This window comes from Rickettsia helvetica (assembly GCF_963970025.1).
Taxonomy (GTDB): domain Bacteria; phylum Pseudomonadota; class Alphaproteobacteria; order Rickettsiales; family Rickettsiaceae; genus Rickettsia; species Rickettsia helvetica.
This window is the reverse complement of record NZ_OZ018776.1, coordinates 1,258,507-1,284,572: the sequence shown is the minus strand read 5'-3', so window position 1 is coordinate 1,284,572 and position 26,066 is coordinate 1,258,507. Positions and strand designations below refer to the sequence as shown.

The following is a 26,066-nucleotide window of genomic DNA, read 5'->3' as shown; positions in this document are numbered from 1 at the left end:
TCTGTAAATCAGAATTTTTACTAGATTGCTTCGTCAATTGCTATGCAATTTCCTCGCAACGACGAAAAAAAACTGATCCACGCAACAACACTTCTGCGGGAATGACATAATAAGTAGTAGACGGAAAAAACAGAAACACAAAGGTTTTAAATATGACGGATAACCAGGAAATCAAACCCAAAAAGTTGACACTTGGCAATTCAAAATTATCGCTTAATAAGTCTTTTGACTCTCTTACAGGAGCTCAAAGCTTTGTTAATGCTAAATCTAAAACGCTAGTAGAAGTTAGGAAAAGCTCTACCGGTAGTACTACTACCCTTTCATTAAATAAAGAAAGAAATAGCTTAGATCAAACTGTTATTGATGCTAATAAGGAAGAATTTAACAGACGTTTATCTATTCTTAAAAAAGCTGCTGAGCAATCTAAATTAAATAACCTTTCACAAATAAGCACTTTAAGTAAACTTGCAAGTATTAACCAGTCTGCTAACTCAAAAATAGAACCGCTAGAAACTGATAAAGAAGTTGAACAAAAACAGCAAAATACCGAAGAAAATAAAGTAGAAGTTAGAGCTAAAATCGTTCAAGATGATGAAGATATACCGTCACAAATACCTAAAAAGAAAGAAGAAACTTTTGTAAAGTCTCTTTTAGTAGGAATGCAAACACGTTACGGTATAGAATCAGAGAAAGAGTTAAATAAAACATCAGGGAGTAAAATAGTCGCACCAAAGGTTAAGCTAGAAGAACCAAAAAAATTCAAAAAAGCTGATCTTTTCAATATGCTTAGTGACGACGAAAGCGGCAGCGGTAGAACTAGAAGTCTTGCTTCTATAAAAAGAGCTAGAGAAAAAGAAAAACGTAAATTAGTATCACAAGCACCTGAGAAAGTATATAGAGCAGTGACTATACCGGAAGTTATCGGAGTCGGTGATCTTGCAAATGCTATGTCTGAAAGAGTGGCTGGTGTAATTAAAGAATTAATGAAACTCGGTATTCTTGCAAATGCTAGCCAAACAATAGATGCCGATACGGCAGAACTAGTTGCAACAAATTTAGGACATACGGTAAAAAGAGTTCAAGAATCAGATGTTGAAAATGTTTTAATTAGTGATGATAAGGTTGAAAATTTAAGAATACGTGCACCGGTTGTGACGGTAATGGGGCATGTCGATCATGGTAAAACCTCATTGCTTGACGCTCTTAAATCTACAGATATTGCTGCAGGTGAGCTAGGCGGAATTACCCAACATATCGGGGCTTATAGAGTAACTCTTGCAGACGGTAGAGCAATTACTTTTATTGATACTCCCGGGCATGAAGCTTTTTCAGAAATGCGGTCAAGAGGTGCTAAAGTAACGGATATAGTTATTATAGTGGTCGCAGCAGATGATGGAATCAAAACGCAAACGGTTGAGGCAATTAATCATGCGAAAGCAGCGGGCGTTCCTATAATTGTAGCTATTAATAAGATTGATAAGCCTGATATTGATATTGAGCGTGTAAAGAACGAATTATATGTCCACGAAATTATCGGCGAAGAGGCAGGTGGTGACGTTATGGTTATTCCTATCTCAGCACTAAAGAAAATTAACTTAGATAAACTTGAAGAAGCAATTTTATTAATTGCAGAAATGCAGGATTTAAAGGCAAGCCCTTTCGGTTCAGCTGCCGGTGTTGTAATCGAGTCAAAAATTGAAAAAGGAAGAGGAACACTAACCACTATATTAGTTCAGCGAGGTACTTTAAGAAACGGTGATATTATAATAGCCGGTACTTCTTACGGTAAAGTTAAAAAGATGACTAATGATAAGGGGCTAGAAATAGTAGAAGCAACTCCGTCTGTTCCTGTAGAAATTCAAGGTTTAAACGAAGTACCTTTTGCCGGCGATAAATTTAACGTAGTACAAAATGAGAAACAAGCAAAAGATATAGCTGAATATAGAATGCGTCTTGCTAAAGAAAAGAAAATATCTATTGCACCGCGTTCAAGTTTAGAAGATTTGTTTTTAAAAGCTTCCGGTAATAGTAAAATTAAGGAATTACCTTTAATTATTAAAGGTGATGTCCAAGGGTCGGTTGAAGCTATTTCAGGTAGCTTATTAAAATTACCGAGTGATGAGATAAAGCTTCGTATACTTCATAGTGGCATAGGTCCGATAACGGAATCCGATGTATCTCTTGCACATGCTTCTTCGGCTATTATTGTCGGCTTTAACGTTAGAGCAGGGGCAAATGTTTTAACTGCTGCAGAAAAAGAAAAAGTCGATATTAGATATTATAGTATAATATATAATTTAATTGATGACATAAAAACCATTATGAGCGGTATGCTTGATCCGATCGTTAGAGAGCAATATATCGGAAGTGTAGAAATTAGACAAATATTCAATATTACCAAAGTCGGCAAAATCGCTGGTAGCTATGTAACTAAAGGGATTATTAAGAAAGGAGCGGGCGTACGCTTATTACGTGATAATGTAGTCATTCATGAAGGAAAACTCAAAACTTTAAAACGCTTTAAAGATGAAGTTAAAGAAGTTAGAGAAGGATATGAGTGTGGTATAGCATTTGAAAATTACGAAGATATTAGAGAAGGAGACACAGTTGAAGTTTTTGAGCTAATTCAAGAACAAAGACAATTATAATATACTCGATCAACTTCAAAAATTGGCTACGTCATCCTACAAGTACTGCAGTACTCACGTATTAAGTAACGGCTTTCGTTCCTCGTCTTGTGGATTCCTTGCTCTTTTTGAAGTTGATCTTCGTATATCGGTCTTTATTATATCTTCTCATACTGATATATTTAATCAATTTTAAGTAAAGCACAATAAGAAGTTAATAATTATTAGCCTTTATCTTGACCTCCTCATAATTTCTATTATAATGCAGCGCTGATTATTATAATAAGAAATGAGGAAGAGTTATGGCAATAACATCAATTTTTAATAAGTTACAAAATTTAATCACACATAATATTTCTCTAAAGCCAGCCTCATATTCTTGCTAACGATGAATTTGAGTTTATAACTTATCCAACGCAAACTACTAATCAAGAAGAAAATACTGATTTTTTAGCAGCATTAGATAATGCGATTAAGCAGTATGACGAAAAAAGTGCAAGATGTAATAAAAAAATAGTAGAAGCTCAAGCTAAATATCCTTTTTTAAATTCTAAAATAGTCTTCCAAGAAGCAGTAAAAAAGATAAGGTAGATACTCTAGGTATCTCTCAAATCAGATTTACAGATATTTTAAATGAGCTTGATGGTAGCGAAAAAGTAACTAATACATATGAAAGCAAAGGTTTTTTCAGTACATTTAGTTCATCATTAAAAACAGTTTATGATTTTGGAGTAAAGAGTTTTAATATTATAAAAATACATCTAGTATTCTTTCTTCTAAAGTTGCTGAAACTTTTAATTTTGTGAATAATAAAGTTTTCTCTTATTTAAATAGTAATGCTGAAGAAACATTTAATTTCTTAGATCAACTTGAAACTCTTTCTGATAATGAGTTAGTAGAAGAAATTTTAAACACGCCTGAAAATGAATTAGATGAAGTTTTTGAAAAGATGACATATGAAAAATTGGCAGAATTAATTAATAATATTTCCGATGAGCAAGCACAAAAATTAGTTAATTATATTATGTCTTGGTATCTTGAAAAAGTAATAGATTTAATTACACGAGATAAGTTGGATAAATTATTTAATGAAAACCCTAATAATCTTTCTTTAGAAGAACTTACCGAGCAGGAACTAAAAAAATTATCGAATAAGGATATTTTCAATGAACAACTTGAAAATATAATTTTTAGCAGGAGAAGAAAAACTTGCAGAAAATTTTGATATTATTCCAAATAAAAATTTAGAAAGAATCATGAGTAATATTTCAAATGATAAGCTAGCAACAATAATTTATCATGCCTCAGATGAAAGTCTAGTAAGAATCGTTGATATTATTGATTCGGATAATCATGATTTATCGGAATTATTAGTTGGGCAAATAATAGCCTTAATACACGATAAGAAGTGTGTAAAGCAAGAAGTAGAATCATATAATGGTAATTTTACTATGAAATTATCAGGTGAAGTATCTGATAGTGATTCCTGGTTGGGTTCTGATTGTGAAGATGATGTAGTATACGTATAATAAAGCTCTTATGTCATTTCGTTGATCACAGGAATCCAGTAAAAATTAATGTTATCTTAGCTAACTTGATTGCGGGATCTCAGGACACAGCCTGTGATACAAGATCCCGTGGTCGTAGCCACGAGATGACAAAAAAATGGATTCCTGCTTTTAGCTAGGAATGACATAATTGATTGCTAGTTTAGCATCAGGAGGGCGTATATATAGTGGTTCGATAGAGCTATTTAACTTTATATCACTTGATAACCTATTAGCAATATATCTACAAATAACCCATGCTTTAACTCGTGCAAAACGCGGCAAGGTTATTATACTTGGTAAATGCATAATTTGATGATATATAAATTCGAGTCCACTACCGCAGCATGCTATATTATCTTTCTCATTTGTAAGCAACTTTATAGCATACTCGAAATCTATCAATAACGGCTCTTCTATTTTTCCTGATTTATGAAAAACTTGCATATAAAGCTGTGAGCGATAAGCGTTTAAAAAGACATATATTTTATCATAATCTTTAACTTGAGTTATGGTTCTAAAGTAAGCATATTCAAAATTACTAACCACTACTGCTTTAATATTTTCCTTGGCAAATAATATACCTTTAGCACTAGCGAGTCCTACTCTAATACCCGTAAAGCTACCGGGTCCGTTAGTTACCGCTAAATAATCTAGATCATCATATGAACATTTAGCTGCTTTCATTACATCTTCTATCATCGGCATTAGATTTTCTGCTTGCATAGAAGGACGTAATTCTTCTATATATGCAAGAATATTCTCATTTGCGGATATTGCCACCGATGCAGTATTATTTGCCGTGTCAAATGCTAGTATTTTCATAGATTATTATTTGAATAAGTCATTATATGTACCGGTACGTATATAGTGTACCAGGAAATTTTTGAAAAACCCTTATGTCATTCCTGCTTTCGCGGGAATGACATGGAATAAAAAATATCCGATACTATAGTCTTTACCACGTTATGCATAAGTAGTAATTCTTTCTCAAAACGTTTAGTGGAGGTTTGCAGAATCATATTAAATTAAGTTTTTTATACATTTCTTTATATGAAGAATATTTATTAATATTTAAACCTTTTGCTGATTCTTCTAATATTTTTATTGATTCTGCATTTAATTCTTTTTCCTGTTCTATTTTATGATATATCGCTTCTCTTACAAAATTCATAATAGTATCATTTTTATGTGCAGTGTGAACTTTAAGAAAATGATGTAATTCGTTTGGTATATCTATGCTTAGTCTAGTCATATTACATACTTATTTAAGTAATTACTTAAGTAAGTATATCATCAAATAAGAAAAATAAAAGTAAAAATATAGCCTCTAAGAATTATTTAAAGTATATTCAATAAAAATTTGGCGTGCTTCAGCCTGTCTATTATTATGAAATAAATATCTATTAAAAAAATAGTTTGTTAGAGTTAAAGCTTGTCTTTTTTCTTCTAATGTAATCTCATTATTATCTGAAAGTAAAAATTTTGGTAACATCAATAATTTATCTTTATAAGGTTTTCCTACTTCATATGATAATGCTCTACCTGATTTAGGTGATACATAGTATAAATCTTGTTTTACATTACTAACGGCACATTTGCTAAGGTCGAGTTTATAACCTGCTATGTCAAGTAAAGCCAGTTCAAAATTAATATAATCACGAAAACAAAAATTCTTTGATAAATTATCTAAATAATTAATTAGAAATGAAAAAAAATTAGAATGCTTTTCTCTTTCATGAAATAACTCTTTGATTAAAGATATAACGGAATTAAAGGCATATAATTTAGCTTTACTTGTGATAAAATAACCAGTGTAAGATTTAATAAGTTCACATTTAGCCATGCCGATATGTTCGTGTAATCTTGCTTGCCAAAGAAAATCTACAATATTACCTTCTTGATATATAAATTTGCTCTTTTTAGAAGATTCCTTTGTAACTCCCGAATATAAACCATGATTTTTAGTAAAAACCGTAATAATAAATGTATTTTCTTTCAAAGGTTTTTTAGCAATTATTACCCCTATATCTTTGATATTCATGGTTTTTTAGTATTAAATTTGCGTCATTGCGAGGAAATTTACAATAGTAAATTGACGAAGCAATCTCGGGCAAATTCTTGAGATTGCCACGCGATCAAAGATCGCTCGCAATGACGGTTTTGGTTTCACGCAACACCCCCCTAGCTTCCTCAGAATCCCCCGTATATACTATATTCTTATACCCTAGTTTGATTGCAGTAAATAAAGCGGCGTGATCCTCTCCTACATTTACGGTAAGATCTAAAACTTTTTCCGGAAATTCTTTACTTAAAGCTTTAAACATATAATCAATTGCTAGCATACCGTAATATTTTACGCTAGAGGCATGATTTGTTAATATCAGCTGCTCTTCTATACTAGATAAAAAATTACGTGCTTCTTCCAAATTTCTTATTTCATAAACTATACTCATTTGATTATCGCTGTTAGGTCCTTTAAATGTAAGATGGAAGATATAAAGTCATAAGTTAAATTTTCAAGTTTAGAGCAGATAATCTTATTAAACCCAAGCTTTACGGCTTCTTTTATTCTTGTTTCTGCTTTTGCAGTTTTTCTTATTTCACCCGATAAGCTTATTTCGCCGAAAAATACGCTATGTTCGGGTACAGGTTTGCCGGTTGCGGCAGATATTAAGCTCGCTGCTACTGCTAAATCAGAAGCAGGATCGGCAATTTTAAGTCCCCCCGCAATGCTTAAATATACCTCATAATTAGCAAGATTAAGTCCTATCCTACTACTAAGCACGGCAAGGATCATTGATAACCTATTAGCATCCCAGCCCACCGCAGAGCGTCTAGGAGTTACCATATTTGAGGGTACTATGAGAGCTTGTACTTCCATAAGTAAAGGTCTTGAACCTTCGATCCCTGCAAAAATAGACGTACCTATAACGTTCTGCTCTCGCTTCATTAAAAATAGTTCAGACGGATTTGTTACTTCAATAAGCCCGCTGCCGCTCATCTCAAATACTCCTATTTCACCCACACCGCCAAAACGATTTTTATATGAGCGTAAAATACGGAAATGATTATTATGGTCTCCCTCAAAATATAATACGGTATCAACTAAATGTTCAAGTATCTTAGGACCTGCTAGCTGTCCGTCTTTAGTTACGTGACAGCTTAATAAAATAATTATATTGTTTTGCTTAGCATAATTAACAAGCTCATCTGCACATGTACGAATTTGCGAAACAGTACCTGGAGGCGAGGATAATTCTTTTGTGGTAATTGTTTGAATAGAATCAATCACTACTAAATCAATATTATTCTTATTTGTTTCTATACTTGCAATAATATCTTCCAAATTAGTAGCTGCTAAAATATCGGTATTATAGTTAGTTAGATTTAGCCTTATGGCCCTTAATTTTATTTGGTCTAACGATTCTTCGCCCGTTATATATAAGCAATTCATCTTTGATGCAAAGTTACTTGCTGCTAGTTGTAGTAACAAAGTAGATTTGCCTATACCCGGGTTTCCTCCTATTAATATAGCAGAACCAAGCACTAAACCCCCGCCAAGCACTCTATTTAATTCACCTATAGGAGTAGGGACACGTAACTGCTCTACGTGACCTGAAAGCTTATCGAAATCTTGCTTGCTACCTGTTTTAACAATTGCTTTATTTGAACTTACTATCTCTTCAACAATACTACCCCATACACTGCAATCAAAGCACTGCCCTGACCATTTAGGACTAATATTCCCACAGTTAGAACATATGTAATGCTTTTTGTCTTTACTCATGTTTATTTTTTAAGGTCTTGTTACGTGGTTCTATGTCATTCCCGCGAAAGCAGGAATGGACAATACTCTACTGTTAGAATGCCTAATGATTTTTCACAGTATAATAAATTAATAGGCTAATTTCAATTTAAGAATTTTAGAAGACGTTTTATTTTTTGAAACTATACACCTAGGATAACTAACAGCAAATTAGCTAAGTAATCTGCTATTAATTGTTTACCTTACAATTCAGGATTCTCTACTGTTTCTATGCCTAAAATTGACATTTCAGTGGTCTTGAAAGAATCTGTAAGATTTTGATTAATATCTAAACCTATTATTTTAGCAAGATTTAGTTGGTCTTTTTCATTAACATTAATATCTTGATGAGAAAGTAGCATTTTAACTATTTCAGGTTTATCATTACTACTAGCTGAATGTAGAGACGTGTATCCACATTTATTTTTTTCATTAACATTGATATCAGGATGAGATTTAACTATTTCAGATTTATCATGTAAAGTAGCTAAATATAAAATAGTAAGTTCTTCTTCATTTTTTTCATTAATCTTTAATATTCAATATATAATTGAATATTTCTGTATTATCAAAATTAGATGCTAAAGAATTAATTAAAACTTCAGAAGAAAGATTACTCGTTTCTTCTTCTACTAATCTTTGGATTATATTTTTTATTTGATGAAAAGCAGCTGTATGGAAAAGCTCTTTACCTAAGGTTTGTACACTTATAAAAGGCAAAAGGTCATCTAGGTTATAAGCTAGGCTTTCATTGAGTGTTAATAATAACTTACATGCTAATTTGTTTATTGTTAAGCAATGCTAAAATATTGTCTCCTAATAAATCTATTGCCTTCTTGTATGGTAACTCCATTAATTCTTTTAGACCTTGCAAAGAATTATCAGGGTAAAAGTTACGAGCGTTCTCGAATAGCTTTTTAACTAAAAAAATATTTTCCTCATTAGCTAAATTACTACATTCTCCTAATGTATTTAGTAATTCATAGTTACTTAAATATGGCTCTATTTCCTCTTTTATTACTATCCCATCTTTTACTAACTTATGTTCTTCAACATTAGTTATTTCTTTTTCACCTCTTAAATCATTTTGCTGTTTTTGTAAGTTTTGTATATTTTGTTTATTAAGATTTTCAAGAGATAGTTTATATTCATTAATTATCTCTATTTTTTCTTCAAAAGAAGCTGTTTGATACAACAAAATATTTTTCTTCTAACTCTTGTATCCCATATCGCTTAAAATTTTACTTTCTATTAACTTTACAGCTTGCTCGTATATACTTCTTTGTTCTTCTTTAGTAAAATTTTTTGTATATCCTTTATTTAACTCTATTATTTATTAAATCTATTTCTTCATCTAATTCCGGATAATCATTGCTTTTTTGAATAAAACCTGTAGCTGCTAACTGTTCTGTGATATATTTGATAGCCGCTTCTTGCTTATTATATTCTAATGGAAATATGTTTTTTAAATCTAATTCAATTAGGGAATAAATTTCTTGCGAAGCTATTCCAGGATCTTTTCTTTTCATATTACTAATTTATTAAAAATTTTTTGCATATTTTAATAAAAAATTCCTTAATTTATCAATAAATTATTAATTAGTTACATTAAGCTATAGATGGAAGATGTATAGTTTATCAGGTTAAGTTTGGTAAACAATCAGAATAAAGGAGGAGTAAAAAATTAAAGATATTTCAAAACTAGTAGTTTAGTATTACCATATAGTTTTTCGCGTATAATTTCAATATTTTCATCTAAAACATACTCATCTGTTTTAGCCATCTCAATAACTATAATAGTACCGTCTTTAAGCCAGTTATTTTTTATCAGCAATTTCATTACTTTAGGCACTATATCTTTATGATAAGGGGGGTCGATAAATACAAGATCAAAAGCTTTATTAGCTTTTGGTAGATTTAAGGCATTAATATTAACGAAATTAACATTATTTTCAATGTTTAGAGATTTAGCAAATCCTTCTGCTATTTTTAATGAGGATGTATCAATATCAATTAAGGTAGCAAAACCTGCTCCTCTTGATAGGCTTTCAAAAGCAAGGCTACCACTACCGGCAAATAAATCGAGAATGTAGGTATTTTCGTTAAATAATTTATTACCGGTAAACTCACCGGAGGTTAATATACTAAATATTGCCTCTTTGAGCTTACCTGTGGAAGGTCGATATTTGATATTTTTAGCAGTAGGTATAATTTGGTTTCTATATTTACCGGATATTATTTTTAACACTTATTTAGTTATATGCTTCTTTTGTTGACCTTGATTTTTTTGTTCGTCTTTTATTTTTTTGGCAAATCCTTTGCCTTTAGTGTTAAGCTTAAATTTTGCTGCAAATGTATTAGATTTTATTTGTTGTTTTTCTACAGTTTTATCTTTCTTTTCTTTTATTTCTACTTTTGGCGTTTCTTGGTTTAAATTATTTTGTGCTTGTTTTAAAATATCTTGTTCTTTAGCTTTATCAATATTATTATTTACATTATTTAAATTTTCTTCCCTGTCTTTAGATTTTTCTGTCTCAGCTTTTTGTCTTGCTTGTTGTTTTTCTGTTACTAATTCATCAATATTTTCAGGAGGCGGTGAGATATATTTATCTATACTGCTAGTCAAATATTCAAATGATTTTTGAATATTGCGTAAAGGTTTTTGGGTAAATTTATAAGTTCCGGTAGCGACTAGCCCTCCGGCCAAAATACCTGCTCCTAGAATGACAGCTTTAGTAGTAAGAGCCGTGCCGGTGACTAATAACACAGGCATTGCCATGAAAGGTGCAGCTGCTACTGCAAGCCCCGCTACTACGGCAAGCCCTACTAAAAATTTTTTACTTGCTAAGAAATTTGTTACTCTGCTAATTCCTGATATAGTACTTTTAGCAAGTTTTGTACAAAGCTGTCCTACTCCGGTTTTCAGAAACCAACCGCTTTTCTCTCTTGCATGAATTTTATCTTGTAATTTAGCATGTTTGTTAACATTGACAGATGTTTTTTTACCGTCTTTATCTTGATGCTCTAAATTCCCTTTAGCCTCACCTTTAGTATCATGCATCTTTGTAGCATCGTCGATTTTTGCTTTATCAAAAGCTGTTCCTTCTTTATTAATTCCAGCTAGATTTGCTGCTTTTAGATTCGCTTGTTTTAGATTTGCTTCTTTAAATATAGCCTCGGCTGCTTCCATTGCTTGCATATCAGCATTTTCCAACACTGCTTTAGTGAAATCAGCTTTAGTAAGATCGGCACGCTGCATAATTGCATTTTTAAAGTTAGCTTCCTTAGCATTAATATTTTTAGCAATAGCATCTGAAATATTTAATCCTTCAGCTTCTGCTTTTTCTAAAGTAGCGTTACTTAACTTAGCAAACTGTGTAGTTGCATTAGTAAGCGTAGCGTTTGTAAGATCGGCATATTCAAGATTTGCTTTATCAAGCTTTGCTTTTGTTAAATCAGCGTTCTTAAGTTTAACACGCTGCATTATAGCTTCTCTTAAGTCAGCTTCTTTTAAAGATAGTATATGTTCAAATTCAGCATCGCTAAAATAGGCATTCCTTGCAGTTATGCCTTGCATGTTACATTGCTCTTTGAATTTTGCTTCTAACGCATGTGCGTTATTCATAAAAGCATTTTCAAGATTAGTAGAAACGATATTTGCTTGCTCTAGAAGTGCGTTATTTAAAACTACTCCCTGCATTTGAACTCTTTGCATATCTGCATAAGCAAGCGATATACCGGTAAGATTAGAATTTTTCCATTCTGAATCTTTAATAATTAACTTTTCGGCATCAGCATTAACCATCATAACCGCATTAAATTTGCTATTTGTTATCTCTGCTTCAGATAAATCTACTTTAGGCATGTAGTTTCTCGACATATCACTATTTTCAATTTTGCTATTTTTAAGATCAGCAAAAAGAAATCCTGCGTTACGTGCGGTAACATTTTGAAAAACGGCATTTTGTAAATTAGCTCCTTCAAAATTAGTAAAATCTAAATTACAATTTGAGATTTTAATATTCTCTAAGTTGGCTGAAGCAAATAATGTATTCTTCAGGTTAAGATTAGTAAGAGTTTTACCTGATAAATTAATTTCTGAAAGATCAGGAACTATATTTAAATCTTCTGAAAGGTTTTTTTGCTTTCTAACAAATGCGGTAAAAGATAATTTTGTGTCAGATTGTTTTGCTGCTTCAGTCAAATATAGATCAAATTCAGCAGAAGTTAATTTTATATATTCTTTCAGTATATCTCGTGTTTCTGAACTTGAACCTATAACATATGAAGGATCCAGTTTTACTTGTATTTTTTCGTCTTTTAGCTGCTCAAAAATACCATCTAAACCCTTACCACAGAACATTCTAAGATTATCTAAAGCATGTACTTCAGTTTCTAATTTATTTACTTCATGCTGTAACTTATTGATTTTTCCTAGTTCATTTTGTCGGTTTTGAGCAATAGTTTCTGTACTATTCCAAAAGGCATTTAAAAGATTGGTAGCAATCCCAGGATTATCTAAGTTTTGCTTTAGAGTTTCTAACTCTTCTTGCTTAGTCTTTAGCTCTTTTGATTTGACTTCCCATAAAGTTTTTTCGCCTTCCCCAGCTAAAATATATTTCTTTTTGTTTGTAACTTTATCTATAACTATTTCTTTGATATGTTCTTTTTCTAAATCTTTATCTATATATTTATTTAATCTTTCAAGATCTGAAAAAGATAGTTTTATATCTCGTATTTTATCTTTTAGATTAGGAATTTTATAGTTATCATAATCATAATCTTTATAATTAAAATCTGTGTAATGAAGATTTGCTCCTCTAAAGTCAGTACCGATAAATGTACAATCATTAAATTCTACATTTGTTAAATCTGAATCACATAATATGGTATTTGTTAAGTCACAATTATTAAATACGGCATCTGTTAGTATTGTACCTTGCAAATTAGCATTTGCTAAATCTGCGTTAATTTCCATATTTTCTAAACTAGTAATGATAATTTTATCATGATCTTCAGCGAAATATTTATTTTTGATAAAATCATTTAGTGAAACATTAGAGTTATCTTTTATATAACCAAGATAATCGTTTAAGTCTTTTTCTTCACATTTATATATATTAAGATTTGTCATATGTTTTTATATGATTAGTTAAAATGCGTGAGTAATAACACATTACTAATTATTTTTCTAGTATTTTATTATTTATTTCTTTATAATCTCCAGGTTTTAGATTACCTATTGTAAAACTACCATATTGAACTCTAATTAATTTGTTAACTTTTAGTCCAAAATACTCGAATATTCTTCTAATTTCACGATTTTTTCCTTCAAATAAAACTATTTCAAACCAAGAATTACTCTTATTTTGCTTAAGTAATTTCACCGAATGAGGATTATAAAATATACCGTCCATTTCTAAATTTTTATAATTGCTTTTTAGTAGAATATTAGGATTCCCGTATGCCCTAACATGATATACTCGCTTTAACCTACTTGAGGGTAGCTCAAACTGACGAGCTAAATCACCACTATTAGTTAGTAATAACAAACCTTCGCTATTTAAATCCAGTCTTCCTATTGAAATTACACGAGGTAAACCGGTTAAATCCTCAAACACGGTTTTACGAGATAAAGGGTCTTTATGAGTGGTAATTAAACCGACAGGCTTGTAATAAATCCAAAGCCTTGGTTTTTGTGATTGATTGATTAATATGTCTGATACTTCAATGTGATTACTAATATCAACGTTTGTAGCCGGTGATAAAATTGTAATGCCGTCTACTTTTACCTGCCCTTCAGCTATCAGCTTTTCGGCATCACGCCTAGAACAAACTCCTGCATTACTAATTATTTTGGCTAATCTATGCATTTTTAAATATAATAAATTTCTTATTATTTCCAAACTTCGCTTCTAGAGGTAATTTATACGTCGATCCGGTACTCGAATCCTCACATATGTCCATATACGCTGCGGTTCTGCGTTCCGTGTCTCCTTTAAATTCCTCTCTATAAGCTGGTGTGGAAAGATGTCTAATAAGAAATATATAAAAATACCCTTAAAAAGCAATATTAATAACTTATGTCAAATTATTAATATAATTATATTATGCTGCTGTTACATAATATTTTAATAAAATTATACGAATGTTAATTTTACTTATCAAAACTTTTTATTCTTTAAAATTCTTATCTTCTTTTTTTAGTTGATTTTCTTTTTAGCAAAAATTAAGTCTTTTTCTTTAATCCAAACTTCATTAAATGATGCAAAAACTTATTGGTTCAATCCTGTTAATTTCAGGTACTTGTATAGGTAGCGGTATGATAGCACTACCCATGGTATTAGCAAAATTAGGTATAATACCTAGTATAATTTATACTTCTGTAATTAATTTAGAGCTTAATCTTCAAGCAGGTAAAGGCTTAACACTCGGGATGCTTGGAAAATATTTTTCAGGACATACTGCTCAAATCATCGGCACGGTAAGTCTTAAGCTCCTTTCATATGCTTTACTTGCAGTATTTATATACGGAGGCTCTTCAATATTACAGAAGTTATTAGCTTTAAATATAAGTATAACTTATATAGGAGCATTCTAATATTATTATTACCTCTAAAGTTAGTAGATTATATAAATCGGGTGTTATTTATCGGATTACTTATAATAATTGCAATTTTAGTTATTGGACTTGTTTCCATGATTCAGTGAGATAATTTACCTTTATTCTCATCAAATTATAAAGAAATATCTATATGAGGTGTAGTAACTCCAGTAGTCTTTACTTCATTTGGTTTCCAAGTAATCTTCCATACCTTAACTAATTATTGTAACAAAAATGCTAAAGACGGCATTTTTATTTGGAAGCTTAATTCCTGCAATAGTATATATAAACTCGGAGTAGGAGGGCTATGTGATTCCCTTAAAACTATGTTTATGAATTCGATACCGAATTTAGTAATTCATAACATGACCGCTTCTATTGTTACTATATTACCGGCTTATATTGTAGCAATAGTAGTACCGAATGCTTTTATTACAATTTTAGGATTTGCCGGTATGATTCTTGTAATAATTGCAATTTTATTACCGGTTTATCTGTTATATAAAGCAAAGATAAATAAGTTTTATTATCCTGAATTGCAAAAACAATATCTAATTATTATATGCGTAATTGTCGGAATGCTTATAATGGGCTATGAACTTGTTAATATATTAGCTAAATAATAATAAAGCTATTTATTATTGCTTTATAAATACAAATATTGTAATATTGGAAAATAGGAATTTTGTAAATATAAATATTATGATAATAGGAAATAATATAGAAACAATCAAACACGTAGGGAATAATGGGCAAATATCCTTGGGGAAGAAATATGCAGGAAAACAGATACAAGTTTTAACCTTAAGTGATGGTACTATAATAATAAAGCCTGGTAGGTTTATTCCTGATAATGAGATGTGGCTTTATAGGAACAACAATAATGAGATGCTTGATAAAGCAATAAAATGGGTAGAAAAAAATAAAAGACGTGAAAATTTTGATGAAATATTAGAATCTATAAAGCATGACTAAAATATTATTAGATATGAACTATCCTGCTTTTCAAGAACAGTTATTTAGTTTAGAAAAGATAGAACAACATGCATTACTTGCTACCTTAAAAAAAATTAAACAATTAAATTGGGACCAATTATATAAGGATAAAGGTATAAGGTGGGAATTAATTACTTCTAAAATAACTTCAAAAGGTAATAATATTTATTCGTTTAGATTTTCTCAAAAATATCGTGGTACTGCTTATAGAGATGGGAACTATTTTGTATTAATGGCAATATTTATCGATCACGACAGTGCTTATAATTAAACAGTGACCTTCACGGGTGTTGCGTGGCTTATTATTCCTCTCTGTCATCCCGTGATTTATTCATGGGATCCAGTAAAACATATAAAAATAAATTTTTATATGTTTATTTTGTTAAACATGTAGTGTGGGTAACAATGTTGAAATTATTTTTTCTGGACCCCGTGGTCAAGCCACGGGGTGACAGTGAAAAATCCGTGAACACTCACATTAAGCAGAGTTAAAAGTTCTTTTCTCCAAATTGCCAAATTTAGAATATTGACTATCATAATAAAGCGGAACATTTCCAACCGGTCCGTTACGATGTTTTGCAACAATTATATCGGCAATATTATATACTTTGTTGAGCTTATCTAACCATTCGGCATGTTTAGCGTCGCCTGCCGCCGGTTCTTTTCTCGTTAAATAATATTCTTCACGATAAATAAACATTACTATATCAGCATCCTGTTCTATAGTTCCCGATTCTCGAAGATCGGATAGCATAGGTTTTTTATCCTCACGTAGTTCTACCGCTCTTGAAAGCTGAGATAACGCAATAACCGGAATATTTAACTCTTTTGCTATTGCTTTTAAACCTTGGGTTATTTCTGAAATCTCGCTAACTCTATTTTCGGATTTACTTACTCCTCTAATTAATTGTAAATAATCGATAAATAATATACCGAGATTATGCTTGCGTTTCATTCTTCTAGCTCTTGTTCTTATAGCGGAAATAGATAGAGCAGGGGTATCATCGATAAAAAATTGTAATTCCGATAAAGTATTTGCTTCCTTGTGAAGACGGTTATATTGTTCTTCACCTAGAATTCCCGTACGAAGAGAAGTAGAATCAATTTCTGCACACATTGAAAGTAGACGTGTGGTTAGCTGTTCTGAGGACATTTCTAAAGAGAAAAAACCTACCGACTGAATTTCTTGATTATCCCTGATATTTTTAAGACGCATATTATTACAGGCGTTAAGTGCAAGATTTATAGCAAATGCCGTTTTACCCATCGACGGACGTCCTGCGAGAATTATAAGATCGGAATTATGAAAGCCGAATAATTTATTGTCTAGATCAATCAAACCGGTAGATATACCGATTACATGATCGTTATTTTTCATGGCCCTATTAATACTAGCTAGTGACTCTGAAATAGATATACCGATTTTGATAAAACTTTTTTCATTTAAGCCTTCGCTAGCTAAATCATAAAGTTTAGCTTCGGCATGTTCAATCTGTTCCTTTGCTTCAACTTCTAATGAAGAACTGTAAGCATTATTTACTACTTCTTCACCGATATTTATTAAATTACGCTTTATGGCTAAATCATATATTATTTTACCGTAATCAACCGGATTTATTACCATCATTGACATAGTTATCAATTTTGCTAAATACTCTGCTCCTTCTATTTCTTGAAATAGTTCATCTTGAGTTAACATACTACGTAAAGTAATAGGGGTAGCTATCAGCCCTTTTTCAGTAATTTTCTCAATTACGTTATAGATTTTTTGATGAATAGGTTCAAAAAAATGTTCATCACGTAAAAATTCCGATACGTAATTTAGTAATTCGTTATTGGTTAGAATTGCCCCAAGTAGCATTTGCTCTGCCTGAACATTTGAGGGTAAAACTCTTGGTATAGGAATAGCTGCTTCTTCGTTAGCAGCTATATTTTTGTCATTATTTATTTTATTACGTGCCATTTTGTTTGTTAAAGTTTATTAGGGGTTGAAAAGTATACAGTGTCATACCATGGCTTGACCACGGGGTGACATTTTGGTTATCTTAAACACTACCCCAGCGTTTAATTAAATTAGTTTCAATATCAAAAAAATCTAAAACTCTACTAATAGAATGATTCACTATATCATCTATACTCGCAGGATTATTATAAAAAGCCGGCACGGGTGGTGCTATTATGCCGCCGTAACTCGCTACTTTTAACATATTTTCTAAATGTCCGATATGCAAAGGAGTTTCACGGGTCATTAAAATAAGTTTTCTTCTATCTTTAAGTACCACGCCTGCCGCTCTACTAATTAAACTATCTTCCATTGAGTGAGCGATACTTGCTAAGGTCTTCATGCTACAAGGGGCTATTATCATGCCTGAAGTTTTAAAAGAGCCGCTTGAGATAGTAGCACCTAAATCTTTATCATCATAATAATAATTTGCTAGTAGCTTAACTTCATCTATAGAATATTTAGTTTCGATTTTTATAGTAAGAGCTGCTCCCTCTGAAATAACCAAATGAGTTTCGATATTTTGTTGCTTTAGTACTTCAAGCAAACGAATACCGTATATTGCTCCTGAAGCTCCGGAAATTGCTATAACAATTTTTTTCATCTAAATTTCTACAATCTGTTAGTTTTAGTATATAATAAAAAAATAAATTATAAAATACATTATATATGCGAATAGCAAAAATATTATTACCGGTAGCAAAATTATTTCCGCTAGATTATTTAATACCTGAAGATTTAGAGCTAAATATCGGCGATCTTGTTGTAGTGCCTTTTAGAAATAAGGAATTAACCGGCATAGTATGGGAGCTTGCTTCAAATTCCAAGGCAAAAAAAATAAAAACTATTAGAGCGAAAGTACCGTTAAATTTAAATATTACTTTAGAAGTTTTAGAATTAATTAAATGGATGAGTAGCTACTATATGTCAGAACTTGGGAGCATAGCCAAGTTAGTATTACCTATAGATATTGCTGAAAAACCGATTAAAGTTAAAGAGCAGAAAGTAAATAATAACTTTGTGCTACCTGATTTGTCAGAAGAGCAGAAACAAGCAGTAACAGTTTTAAATGAAAGTAATAAGCCAACACTTGTTAAAGGTGTTACGGGATCAGGTAAAACGGAAATATATTTTCATCTCATAGCAGATTACTTAGCAAAAGGTAAACAAGTGCTTGTTATGCTGCCTGAAATTGCCTTAAGTACACAAATTATTAATCGATTTATGGAGCGATTCGGTTTTGAACCTATCATATGGAACTCAAGCGTTACTAAAGCTCAAAAGAAAATGATTTTAAGAGGTATATTAAGTAATAAAATTAAAGTAGTAATCGGGGCTAGAAGTAGTTTGTTTTTACCTTTTAAAAATCTCGGTTTGGTGGTTATAGATGAAGAGCATGACGATTCTTATAAACAAGATGACGGTATATTATATAATGCTAGGGATACGGCTATCGTAAGAGGTACATTTGATAAAGCACAAATTGTTTTGTGTTCGGCAACACCGTCTATTGAAACGATGTATAATATAGAAATAGGTAAATATCAATTGGTTATATTGGTTAATAGATATAAAAATGTCGATTTGCCAAATATAGAAATAATCAACATGACTAAAGAAAAGCTACCTAAGAATTCCTATTTATCCAAGATTCTTATAGGAGCTATCAAAGATAATTTAGATAATAAAAAGCAAGTATTATTATTTCTTAATAGGCGTGGTTATGCTCCGCTAATGCTCTGCAAAGCTTGCGGTTACAGATTTACCTGTAAATATTGTTCTTCTTGGATGGTGGTACATAAAGCAACTAAAAAACTTGAATGTCACCATTGCGGTTATCAAAGTAAAATTTTTAATTCTTGTCCTGAATGTCTAGAAGATGAAACATTAACTATCTGTGGTCCAGGAATAGAAAGAATAGAGGAAGAAGCAAAGGCACTTTTTCCTGAGAGTAAAATTGCAATGATAAGTAAAGATCATGCTAAAAATCCTGAAAAAATAGCCCGACTTCTACATCAAATGGAAAATTTAGAAATTGATATTTTAATAGGCACACAAATAATAACAAAAGGTTATCATTTTCCGAATCTTACTTTAGTTGGAGTAATAGATGCCGATCTTGGGAGCAATAACGCCGATCTTAGAGCATCTGAGCGAACTTTCCAGCTACTAAATCAAGTAGGCGGTAGAGCAGGGAGGAGCGATAGTAAAGGTGTGGTATATTTACAAAGTTATTATCCCGATAATATAATTTTTAGTTATGTTAAAGCCGGTGATGAAGATAGTTTTTTTGCAAATGAACTTGAAATAAGAAAATCAGCAGATATGCCGCCATTTTCCAAAATGGCATCGGTAATTTTATCAGGTTCTAGTGAGTCTAAAATTTTAGAGATTGCTAAGAATATGGTCCGAATTGCACCAAAAGCAAACGTAAAAATTTTAGGACCAGCAAGCTCATTAATGTCAAAGCTCGCCGGTAAATATCGTTACCGGATACTTATTATAGCCGATAAGAAATTTAATGTGCAGAAATATTTAAAATTTTGGCTAAGCCTTATAAAAATTCCTTCTTTTTGCCATCTAAAAATAGATATCGATCCTAAAAGTTTTTATTAGCTTCTATATCTTTCTCCTTTATTCTTCGACGGTGGAACATTAGATGAATGAGGAGAAGGATTAGTAAGAGATTTTTGTATTTCTGCTATAGCTTTTTTAGTATTTTGAGTAGAATTTTTTATAGCATCTTTATAAAAAGCAGCTTTAACTTTATCACCGGTAAAAGAATATTTTATAAAATTACCAATATTTTTCCAAATAGGATTATTATCCATTTTTGTAGTTTCTTCACACCATTTACTTACCTCTTTCAGTTTTGCTTCAACTTTAGCTGTAGTAGCTAGATTATGTTTATTATCATCATAAATCTGAATAATATTATTTACTTTTTCTTTAAACTCAATGTGTTTTCTACTTTGTTTCAAATAAGCTATTATATCATCATTGTTTACTAATTCTCTAAGGTTATCAATTATATCAGATAATTTAGGTGGTTCAGGTAATTTATAATGTTGATTGATTTTCTCAAATTTATCTTTATGTGGATGATTCTTTATTAGATCATCTTCTATAAAAGAAATAAACTCTTTTTGAGGTACTCCTACTTGTTTTATTAGCCGTCCTAATGATTGTTCATAAGCTTTAACAGTAACGTCAAGACGCTTCCCAGCCATAGAATTGCTTAATTCTATATAGCGGCTAAATTCCGGAATAAAAGCATCTTTGGTATCAATATTATGATCTTTAAAAAATTTCTCCATTTTTTCTTGTACGGTTAAATTAGATTGTTTTTTATGCGTTTCTTCCGGTACTTTTGTTTGTTCTGGAGCCGGTTTTGAAAGAATAACAGGCTTTTGGGTTTCAACTTGCGGAGATTGGGTATCGACAAACATATCAAGTGCTTGGGAATGTATAGTTAAATCAGTCTGTTTTTTATGTGCCTCGTTCCATGCCTTTATTTGCTCAGAAGTAGGTTTTGGAGGAACAGCCGGTTTTGTATTTTTTGGTGGGTTATTTGACATATTTGATTTTTTTTCCCACTCTTGTATTCTATCTTTTACTGATTTTGGAATATTATCTTGTGCCATATTAAACTCCTATATTTATTTACATAATTAAACCATATTTTTTCGTTAGTTTGCTTAAATTTTTTATAAATTGCAAGCAAAATTTCTTTTTGTAATGCAATATTTTTACTATAAGATAGTTAGGTTATATATTAGAATCCAAGTTATTAACTAAAATGAGATATGAATTTTATGTACCCCCTTATTAGACTTAGAAGAAATAGAAAAGCTTTTTGGCTTAGAGAGTTAATAGCCGAAAGTAATTTATCGGTTAGTGATTTAGTATTGCCTTTATTTGTTGTTGAAGGATATAATGAAAGGCAAGAAATTAAGACTATGCCCGGTATATATCGTTTATCGATCGATCAAATAGTAGAAACGGCAAAAGAAGCAGCAGAGCTTGGTATTAATACTATTGCATTATTTCCTAGTATTGATCAAAGTCTAAAAAGTGAAAATGCCGACGAAGCTTATAATTTAGATAATTTAATATGCAGAACTATTAGAAGCATCAAAAACGCTAATATTGGTATCGGTATAATATGCGATGTAGCACTTGATCCTTATACCACGCATTCGCATGACGGTATTGTGCATCACGGGGAAGTTGACAATGATAGATCAGTAAGAGCCTTGTGTAATCAAGCATTAGTACTAGCAAAAGCCGGAGTAGATATTGTTGCACCTTCTGATATGATGGATGGAAGAATCGGGGCAATAAGGGAATATCTTGACAAAGAGGGGTTTATAAATGTTGGAATTCTTGCTTATACTGCTAAATATGCTTCAAGCTTTTACGGTCCGTTTCGTGATGCAGTTAGGAGTAACAAAAAGAATTATTTAGATAAATCAAGCTATCAAATGGATGTGCGTAATATTAAGGAAGCAATGCTTGAGATTGAGCATGATATAGCAGAGGGAGCCGATATGGTAATGGTTAAACCAGGTATGCCGTTTTTGGATGTTATTCGTGAAGCAGCAAATAATTTTAATGCTAAAATTTTTGCATATCAGGTTAGCGGAGAATACGCAATGTTAAAATTTGCAGCCGAAGCAGGGGCAATTGACTGGGAGAGAGCTGTGATCGAATCATTAATTGGCTTTAAACGAGCAGGAGCAACTGCTATATTTACCTATGCAGCTCTTGAAGTAGCTGAAATATTAAAGAACAATAAAATTAAGTAGAAAACGGCTTCTGTCCTTGATATAAAATGAATGATATGTTTTATAATTATATCAAAATTATCAATTTTATATAAATCATTATAAAGAGGCGAGGATGACGCAAAATAAGAAATCAGTATTTAAAGGTTGGAATTTTTTAAAACCTAAAGGAGGCGGAGCTAATGAGGCAGGAGAGCATGGCGGCGTATATCAAAGCTCAGACGGTAAAATTACGGCGATGATAAAAAAAGAGGCTTCAAGCTCAAAAAATATAGCCGAGTTTTTAGGATCTCAAATTTTTGAAGCTATAAGTCCCGGAAATGGAGCAAAGGTTAATTTAATTGCTCCTGATGATTTTAATAAATCTAAAGCCGTTGATTCGCAAATATATGTCAAATCTGAATTTTTTGAGAATTATAGTAGCGATATGTATGTGGACATGGATAAACATATGTCTGCTAAAACTAAACCGAGTTCTTGGTTTAGAAAGGACGGCGGTAGACCACTTTTTATAGGGGCTAGAAATAAATTATTTAGAACCTTAGAAAATGCTTTTAAGGAAATTAAGTATCAGAACTTTGAAAACATTATGCCGGCAAGTTTATTGATAGGCGATTTTGATATGCATGTTGGAAATATAGGAGTTATCAGAGATCAAAAAAATCCAAAAACTTTACCTAAATTAGTAAGAATTGATTTTGCCAGTAGTTTTGATAATTTAACAAATAATATCTATCCGCATTCAAGAGCCAAACATTTGCCTGGATTCGGTCCTACTAACCATTTTAGAGAATTTCCCTCTAGTTTAAGAACAAAAAATCCTAATTTTGCTGATAGCTTACTTGTAGTTTCTAAAATTGATTTAAGCAAAACTATTGATAAAAGTTTTGATGAATTAACTGAATATTATAGTAATGAAGCAATTGCAGAATTTGCAAAACAAGCAATGCCCAAGAAATTTAATAATAAAAAACCTAAAGAAATAATGCCTGAAGAAATTAAGGCTAGTTTAATAGATACAATGAAAAAAAGGCAAGAATCCTTAAAGGAATATGGCTTAGAAATTAAAATAAATAGTTTAATTTCTAAAAAATATAGTTTTCCTTATTACGAAGTGAAAGAGCAAGGATTAAAAACATTAATGAAAGAATATCCTGATTATTTTGAGAAAATGCTTAATTATGAAGAAAGAAAAAAAGGAGGACAAAAACTTAAATTAAGAAATAAAGTTACTACTAATTTTGCAAGAATTTTAGAAATACTTGGTATTAGAGATAGTGCGAAAAAACATTTAATAAAGACAATAAAAAGTTTAAATGAAGATATTAAAGATGAAAGAAATTTAGCTGGTTCTTCTGATAAAATAAAGAAAGAACCAGAACAAAAATCGGTAAAGACAAATATAGATGTAAACAGAGAATATGTAGATGCTCTAGAAAAATTCAAGAAAGAAGTCGGAACGGATGATATTGTTAGTATTACTCCAAGTCAATTAGGTTTAGCTAAAAAAGCTAAAAAGAAAGATCAAGATTTATTAAAATTAGATGAAGAAGATCTAAAACATATAAAGAATCTAAAAGAAAAGGTTATGAAGCCGCAAGTTACTATCCCTAGTGTTGTTAATAAAAAGTCTACACCATCTAAAACGAGATAATAAATGAACCAAGCAACAAGAAGCCTACAACTAAGTAATAAATCAGTAAAAGCCCATATTGCATAGGCAGCTTAATTATCTCAATCTTTTTAGAAAAATACATGGCTTTTACTACTTTAAGATAATAAAAAGCAGCAACTATACTGGTAAAAATACCACAATAAGCTAATGCGAATTCTTCTTGATTGATTGCTTGGTAAAAAAGGTAATATTTACCGAAAAATCCTGTAAGAGGAGGGATTCCAATCATTGAAAACATAACTATGCTAATTACGGCAGCTATAGTTTTATGGTTCTCTGCAATTCCTTGTATAGTTTTAAAACTAGCTTTATCGGCGTCTTTACCGAGCAGCATAATTAAGCAAGTAAAAAATCCTATACTTCCTACTGCATATATTAGAATATATAGTAAAGCTGCTTTATATCCTTCTTGATTATGCAGAAGAACGCCGATTAATACATAACCGATATTTAAAATAGTACTATAAGCCATTAATCTTTTTAGAGAAGTTTGACGAATAGCTCTAAAAGCTCCAAACAGCATAGATAATATAGCAATTATCTTTATTAAATTATAATTAATAGGGTGGTAGTTACCTATAATTAATTTGCTAATATTTAATAAAACAATAACCATACCTATTTTTGAGGCAGTGGTGAAATAAGTAACCGAAGTAATCGGTGATCCTTCATATACGTCAGGGACCCAAAAATGAAGTGGAACGCTTGAGAGTTTAAAGAAAATACTACTTAAAAATAATACAATACCAATTATTAAACCAAGATTCATCCCAGAATTATCATTTAATTTATATAAGATATCCTCAAATTGTAGGCTTCCGCCGAATCCGTATATAAAAGAAATACCAAATAATGATAAACAACTAACTAAACTACCTAAGATAAAATATTTTAAAGCACCTTCCGATGATTTAATATCATTTAATTTGAATCCTGCAAGTGCATATGAAGTTAAAGCAGTAAGCTCCATACCGCAGAATAATAATAGAAAATTCCGTGATGAAATTGCAACAAAAATACCTACGACTGATAATAACATTAAAGTAATAAATTCAAACTTTAATTCCTCAGCAACAAGAATAGAGTAATCACGGTATATAATCATGGATATAATAGTGAATAGTAGCACTATGCTTTTACTAATACCGATATTTATTCCGGTAGCAAATGAGTACCATACTCCTTCATAGCTTGAGTACTTAAAGGTAAGAAAAATTGATAATATGCATAATAAAATAATGATATTAGAAATAATTCTATTTTTATTTGGTATCATTACGGCAAAAAACTGCCCTAAAAGTGCTATTAAAGTCAAAGTTATTTCAGGAAGTAGCAGTAGCATATAAAACTAATGTTATTGATGGAAATATAGATATTAGTAAATAAATCATTTTTTATCAACAAACTTATATATAATATTGAACTTTAATACTACCTGTAATTAAAATTATTTTCTTCGTAAAATTATATTATGCAAAAAAAGCCTAAACATGATGAGATTGTACGTAGTGCATTTGAAAACCCTATAGTTGCTAAAGAGTTTTTTGAAATGCATTTACCGCCACATATATAAAGATATGGAAAAGGATAGTTTTGTAGAGCCTAATCTTAAGAAATCTATATCGGATATTTTATTTTCTGCTAAATTTAATAGTGAAGATGGCTATTTATTTTTATTGTTAGAACATCAAAGTAAACCTGATTATTCCACAGTTTAAGTAAAAAATGTTATAAATTATTGATTAATGCTTCTTCTAATTTAGATTCAACTAATTGATAAGATTCCGGTAAACCTAAAAATTCTAATATTGACTTTCTCTCATAATTTCTATAGCAGACTTCATATCCTGTGCAAATATATTATTACCGGCTATTAAAATCCCTATGGCTAATATTTTAAATATTCGTTTTTGACCTTGATAAAATAGTAGACATAATAAAGATACACCCTACCCAAGAAGCACTTACTTTCTTGAAAGAGGTAATTATACATAATGATAATGATGATATGTATGTAGCT

At 31.0% G+C, this 26,066-nt stretch carries 22 protein-coding genes and 5 pseudogenes; 10 read left to right on the top strand and 17 right to left on the bottom strand.

Features of this window, described 5'->3' with window-relative positions; translation table 11 throughout:
- Positions 1-152 precede the first annotated feature (152 nt).
- Positions 153-2,648, top strand: a complete 2,496-nt coding sequence (infB, locus tag AB1146_RS07630; RefSeq protein ID WP_010422177.1) for a translation initiation factor IF-2 — start codon at positions 153-155, stop codon at positions 2,646-2,648.
- A 281-nt stretch (positions 2,649-2,929) separates the two neighbouring features.
- Positions 2,930-4,156: pseudogene (locus AB1146_RS07625) on the top strand (hypothetical protein).
- A gap of 150 nt (positions 4,157-4,306) precedes the next feature.
- Here the strand turns inward: AB1146_RS07625 and tsaB are convergent.
- The 13 genes and pseudogenes from tsaB to AB1146_RS07560 form a co-directional block, all read right to left on the bottom strand.
- Positions 4,307-4,999: a tRNA (adenosine(37)-N6)-threonylcarbamoyltransferase complex dimerization subunit type 1 TsaB gene (gene tsaB / locus AB1146_RS07620; RefSeq protein WP_010422181.1), complete on the bottom strand. Its 693-nt coding sequence runs from the start codon at positions 4,997-4,999 to the stop codon at positions 4,307-4,309.
- Between the two features lie 193 nt (positions 5,000-5,192).
- Positions 5,193-5,429 carry a hypothetical protein gene (locus AB1146_RS07615; RefSeq protein ID WP_010422183.1) on the bottom strand — a complete coding sequence of 79 codons (237 nt, stop codon included), beginning with the start codon at positions 5,427-5,429 and terminating at the stop codon, positions 5,193-5,195.
- A 75-nt stretch (positions 5,430-5,504) separates the two neighbouring features.
- Positions 5,505-6,218: a DNA repair protein RecO gene (gene recO / locus AB1146_RS07610; RefSeq protein ID WP_010422185.1), complete on the bottom strand. Its 714-nt coding sequence runs from the start codon at positions 6,216-6,218 to the stop codon at positions 5,505-5,507.
- Between the two features lie 94 nt (positions 6,219-6,312).
- A complete protein-coding gene (locus tag AB1146_RS07605; RefSeq protein WP_010422187.1) occupies positions 6,313-6,630 on the bottom strand; it encodes a hypothetical protein in 318 nt (105 codons plus the stop codon).
- Complete coding sequence (radA, locus tag AB1146_RS07600; RefSeq protein ID WP_010422189.1) at positions 6,627-7,964, bottom strand: DNA repair protein RadA; 1,338 nt, start codon at positions 7,962-7,964, stop codon at positions 6,627-6,629. The genes AB1146_RS07605 and radA overlap by 4 nt, the downstream gene beginning before the upstream one ends.
- A 221-nt stretch (positions 7,965-8,185) precedes the next feature.
- On the bottom strand, positions 8,186-8,482 hold the full coding sequence (locus AB1146_RS07595; RefSeq protein ID WP_355404501.1) for an ankyrin repeat domain-containing protein: 297 nt from the start codon (positions 8,480-8,482) through the stop codon (positions 8,186-8,188).
- Between the two features lie 25 nt (positions 8,483-8,507).
- Complete coding sequence (locus tag AB1146_RS07590) at positions 8,508-8,702, bottom strand: hypothetical protein (protein WP_010422193.1); 195 nt, start codon at positions 8,700-8,702, stop codon at positions 8,508-8,510.
- Positions 8,703-8,751: 49 nt separating this feature from the next.
- Positions 8,752-9,180 (bottom strand): hypothetical protein, encoded by a 429-nt coding sequence (locus AB1146_RS07585; protein ID WP_156790179.1) that lies wholly within the window; start codon positions 9,178-9,180, stop codon positions 8,752-8,754.
- Between the two features lie 118 nt (positions 9,181-9,298).
- On the bottom strand, positions 9,299-9,511 hold the full coding sequence (locus tag AB1146_RS07580; protein ID WP_029374775.1) for a hypothetical protein: 213 nt from the start codon (positions 9,509-9,511) through the stop codon (positions 9,299-9,301).
- A 155-nt stretch (positions 9,512-9,666) separates the two neighbouring features.
- Positions 9,667-10,230, bottom strand: coding sequence for a 16S rRNA (guanine(966)-N(2))-methyltransferase RsmD (gene rsmD, locus AB1146_RS07575; protein ID WP_010422196.1), 564 nt, complete (start codon positions 10,228-10,230; stop codon positions 9,667-9,669).
- A gap of 4 nt (positions 10,231-10,234) precedes the next feature.
- Positions 10,235-13,116, bottom strand: a pseudogene (locus AB1146_RS07570) (pentapeptide repeat-containing protein).
- A 49-nt stretch (positions 13,117-13,165) separates the two neighbouring features.
- Positions 13,166-13,855, bottom strand: coding sequence for a pseudouridine synthase (locus AB1146_RS07565; protein ID WP_010422200.1), 690 nt, complete (start codon positions 13,853-13,855; stop codon positions 13,166-13,168).
- Between the two features lie 31 nt (positions 13,856-13,886).
- Positions 13,887-14,030, bottom strand: a pseudogene (locus tag AB1146_RS07560) (palindromic element RPE1 domain-containing protein); the annotation flags it as partial.
- A gap of 214 nt (positions 14,031-14,244) precedes the next feature.
- Between AB1146_RS07560 and AB1146_RS07555 the strand changes: the two are divergent.
- The 4 genes and pseudogenes from AB1146_RS07555 to AB1146_RS07540 all read left to right on the top strand — a co-directional run bounded on the left by AB1146_RS07555 (position 14,245) and on the right by AB1146_RS07540 (position 15,853).
- Complete coding sequence (locus AB1146_RS07555) at positions 14,245-14,583, top strand: aromatic amino acid transport family protein (RefSeq protein WP_232203685.1); 339 nt, start codon at positions 14,245-14,247, stop codon at positions 14,581-14,583.
- Positions 14,584-14,912: 329 nt separating this feature from the next.
- Positions 14,913-15,104, top strand: a pseudogene (locus tag AB1146_RS07550) (aromatic amino acid transport family protein); the annotation flags it as partial.
- Positions 15,105-15,288: 184 nt separating this feature from the next.
- On the top strand, positions 15,289-15,561 hold the full coding sequence (locus tag AB1146_RS07545) for a hypothetical protein (RefSeq protein ID WP_010422203.1): 273 nt from the start codon (positions 15,289-15,291) through the stop codon (positions 15,559-15,561).
- Positions 15,554-15,853 carry a hypothetical protein gene (locus tag AB1146_RS07540; RefSeq protein WP_010422206.1) on the top strand — a complete coding sequence of 100 codons (300 nt, stop codon included), beginning with the start codon at positions 15,554-15,556 and terminating at the stop codon, positions 15,851-15,853. Before AB1146_RS07545 ends, AB1146_RS07540 begins: the two co-directional genes overlap by 8 nt.
- A gap of 207 nt (positions 15,854-16,060) precedes the next feature.
- Here the strand turns inward: AB1146_RS07540 and AB1146_RS07535 are convergent, their stop codons facing one another.
- The gene (locus tag AB1146_RS07535) at positions 16,061-17,545 is read right to left on the bottom strand and encodes a replicative DNA helicase (RefSeq protein ID WP_010422209.1); all 1,485 of its coding nucleotides are present in this window, start codon (positions 17,543-17,545) and stop codon (positions 16,061-16,063) included.
- Positions 17,546-17,627: 82 nt separating this feature from the next.
- Entirely contained in the window at positions 17,628-18,188 is a 561-nt protein-coding gene (locus tag AB1146_RS07530) for a UbiX family flavin prenyltransferase (RefSeq protein ID WP_010422212.1), read from the bottom strand.
- 65 nt (positions 18,189-18,253) lie between these two features.
- On the opposite strand from AB1146_RS07530, the gene AB1146_RS07525 reads away from it, so the two are divergent.
- On the top strand, positions 18,254-20,200 hold the full coding sequence (locus tag AB1146_RS07525; protein WP_010422215.1) for a primosomal protein N': 1,947 nt from the start codon (positions 18,254-18,256) through the stop codon (positions 20,198-20,200).
- Here AB1146_RS07525 and AB1146_RS07520 read toward each other — a convergent pair.
- Positions 20,197-21,228 (bottom strand): hypothetical protein, encoded by a 1,032-nt coding sequence (locus AB1146_RS07520; protein ID WP_010422217.1) that lies wholly within the window; start codon positions 21,226-21,228, stop codon positions 20,197-20,199. The two genes, AB1146_RS07525 and AB1146_RS07520, sit on opposite strands and share 4 nt — an antisense overlap.
- A 171-nt stretch (positions 21,229-21,399) precedes the next feature.
- On the opposite strand from AB1146_RS07520, the gene hemB reads away from it, so the two are divergent.
- Positions 21,400-22,392, top strand: a complete 993-nt coding sequence (hemB, locus tag AB1146_RS07515; RefSeq protein WP_029374776.1) for a porphobilinogen synthase — start codon at positions 21,400-21,402, stop codon at positions 22,390-22,392.
- A gap of 94 nt (positions 22,393-22,486) precedes the next feature.
- Entirely contained in the window at positions 22,487-24,025 is a 1,539-nt protein-coding gene (locus AB1146_RS07510; protein WP_010422222.1) for a hypothetical protein, read from the top strand.
- On the opposite strand, the gene nuoN is transcribed toward AB1146_RS07510, so the two are convergent.
- Complete coding sequence (gene nuoN, locus AB1146_RS07505) at positions 24,012-25,388, bottom strand: NADH-quinone oxidoreductase subunit NuoN (RefSeq protein WP_010422225.1); 1,377 nt, start codon at positions 25,386-25,388, stop codon at positions 24,012-24,014. The two genes, AB1146_RS07510 and nuoN, sit on opposite strands and share 14 nt — an antisense overlap.
- 129 nt (positions 25,389-25,517) lie before the next feature.
- Between nuoN and AB1146_RS08670 the strand changes: the two are divergent.
- Positions 25,518-25,752: pseudogene (locus tag AB1146_RS08670) on the top strand (Rpn family recombination-promoting nuclease/putative transposase); the annotation flags it as partial.
- Positions 25,753-26,066 lie beyond the last annotated feature (314 nt).